Origin of the sequence: uncultured Abyssibacter sp., from assembly GCF_964000955.1 — a bacterium.
In the GTDB taxonomy this organism is placed as follows: domain Bacteria; phylum Pseudomonadota; class Gammaproteobacteria; order Nevskiales; family OUC007; genus Abyssibacter.
In genome coordinates this window covers 1-2,491 of sequence record NZ_CAXFCL010000297.1, presented here as the reverse complement: position 1 = coordinate 2,491, position 2,491 = coordinate 1, and the positions used below count along the sequence as shown (strand labels likewise).

The following is a 2,491-nucleotide window of genomic DNA, read 5'->3' as shown; positions in this document are numbered from 1 at the left end:
TGCTGGTCATGGACATCCGCATGCCCGGCCGGGACGGCATCGAGACGCTACGGGAGCTGCGACGGAGCGGCGACCCGATTCCGGTCATCATGCTCACCACCTTCGAGGAACCCGCGCTGTTCGACCAGGCGGTGGCGGCCGGTGCCCGAGGTTTCCTGCGCAAGGACGTCTCGCCGGAGGAACTGCTGGCGGCGATCGAATCCGTGCACGCTGGCGAGACCGCGTATTCGCCGACCGCGCTGCAGGCCGTGCGGCATGCGGACGGATTCGCGGCGTCCCCCACCGGCGACCCGGCGCCGGAGCTCACGGACCGGGAACGCAGCATCCTGCGCCTGATGGCCGGCGGCTACGCCAACCGGGAAATCGCCGGCATGCTCTTCCTGGCGGAAGGCACGGTGAAAAACTACGTGTCCGGTATCCTTGAGAAGCTCGCGGTGCGTGACCGGACGCAGGCGGTGCTCCGGGCCATTCACCTGCGAATCATCTAATCGCGGGGTCCGGCTCGAAGAAACCAATCCCGCTGGTGCCCGGCGCCGCAGCGAATTCATCGACCGCACCGAACGGCTGCGACAAACGCAGCCCGCCGGTCCGGTCTGATCCACAACACGTCGAATTGGAGATGTTGCATGGATGACACCGTCGACCCGCGACGCGCATCCGTCCAGGATTACTACGGCAAGGTGCTGCAGGGATCCGATGACCTGAAGACCAATGCCTGCTGCACCACCGTCAGCCATCCCCGGCACGTCCGCGACGCGCTCGCCCGTGTCCACGATGAAGTGCTGATGAAGTACTACGGCTGCGGGCTGGCGATTCCGGACGAATTGCACGGCATGCGCGTGCTGGACCTGGGATCGGGCTCCGGCCGCGATGTCTACTTGGTATCGAAGCTGGTTGGCGAGTCCGGCTCGGTCGTGGGCATCGACATGACCCCCGAACAGCTCGCCGTGGCACGCGCCCATGAGGGCTACCACGCCGAGCAATGGGGTTACGGGCAGCCAAACACCACGTTTCTGGAAGGCGACATCGAACACCTGCATGCCGTGGGGCTGGCCGATGCCGATTTCGACATCATCATCTCCAACTGCGTGATCAACCTGGCCACCGACAAGGGCGCGGTGCTGCGCGAGGCGCATCGCGTGCTCAAGCCCGGCGGCGAACTGTACTTCAGCGACATCTACGCCGACCGCCGCATCCCGGACGCTCTGGTCAACGATGCGGAGCTCTATGGCGAGTGCCTCTCCGGCGCGCTTTACTGGAACGACTTTCACAACCTCGCCAAGGCGAGCGGATTCGGTGATCCCCGCGTGGTGCATTCCGAACCACTGGAAATCCTCAACGAATCGGTGCGCGACAAGCTGGGCGACATCCGCTTCTGGTCCGTCACCTATCGCCTGTTCAAGCTCGACGGGCTGGAACCCGCCTGCGAGGACTACGGTCAGGCGGTGATCTACCAGGGCAGCATCGAGCATTGCGCGTCCGCCTTCGACCTGGACGATCATCATCACTTCCCGACCGGCAAGATCATTCCGGTCTGCGGCAACACCTGGCGCATGCTGGCCGACACGCGCTTCGCCGACCACTTCCGGTTCATCGGCGATTTCTCCACGCACTACGGCATCTTCAAGGGCTGTGGCACGGACGTGCCCTATGCCACGAACGCGGCCGGTGCCGCGACCGGGGCCTGTTGCTGATGGCGGGCGACGAAGCGGTGATCACGCCCCCCAAGTTCAGCGACCCCGCGATCACCGCCAAGGGTGAAACCCGCGCCTGGGTGGACCCGGTCGCGCTGAACACGCTGTGGTTCAACACCGGCACGCTCTGCAACCTCGCCTGCGAGCATTGCTACATCGAGTCCACGCCCAGCAACGACCGGCTGGTGTACCTGACCGCCAACGAGGTCTGCGAGTATCTGGATGAAATCGAAGCCGAATCCCTGAAGACGAACGAGATCGGCTTCACCGGCGGCGAACCGTTCATGAACCCGGACTTCATGACCATGCTCGACGACGCGCTCGGCCGTGGCTTCCGCGTGCTGGTGCTGACGAACGCCATGCGCCCGATGGAAAAATGCGCCGATCAACTGCTCGCCTTGCATCAGCGCCACGGCGAGCGCCTGGAAATCCGCGTCTCCGTCGATCACTACGCGCCCGAGCAACACGAGACCGAGCGCGGCCCACGCAGCTGGGCGCCCATGCTCAAGGGCATGAAATGGCTCTCGCGGCATGGCTTCAACCTGTCCGCCGCCGGACGCACGATGTGGGGTGAGGACGATGCGGCCATGCGGGAAGGCTTCCGTCGTCTGTTCGCCGACGAAGCCATCGCGATCAATCCGGACGACCCGCATCACCTCATCCTCTTTCCCGAGATGGATGAACAGGCCGAGGTCCCCGAGATCACCACGGCCTGCTGGGGCATCCTCGGTGTCAGCCCGAACGACATGATGTGCGCGACCTCGCGCATGGTGATCCGCCGCAAGGGCAAGCCACAT

3 protein-coding genes are annotated in these 2,491 nt (G+C 64.8%); all 3 read left to right on the top strand.

All coding sequences use genetic code 11. The annotated features are described in order from the left end of the window. Positions 1-488: response regulator transcription factor (locus ABNS06_RS14245; protein ID WP_348675260.1), on the top strand; the 488-nt coding region annotated here is incomplete at its 5' end. A gap of 138 nt (positions 489-626) precedes the next feature. Continuing rightward, on the top strand, positions 627-1,694 hold the full coding sequence (locus ABNS06_RS14240; RefSeq protein ID WP_348675259.1) for a methyltransferase domain-containing protein: 1,068 nt from the start codon (positions 627-629) through the stop codon (positions 1,692-1,694). Next, a partial coding sequence (locus ABNS06_RS14235) for a radical SAM protein (protein ID WP_348675258.1) occupies positions 1,694-2,491 on the top strand: 798 nt, incomplete at its 3' end. The genes ABNS06_RS14240 and ABNS06_RS14235, both read left to right, overlap by 1 nt.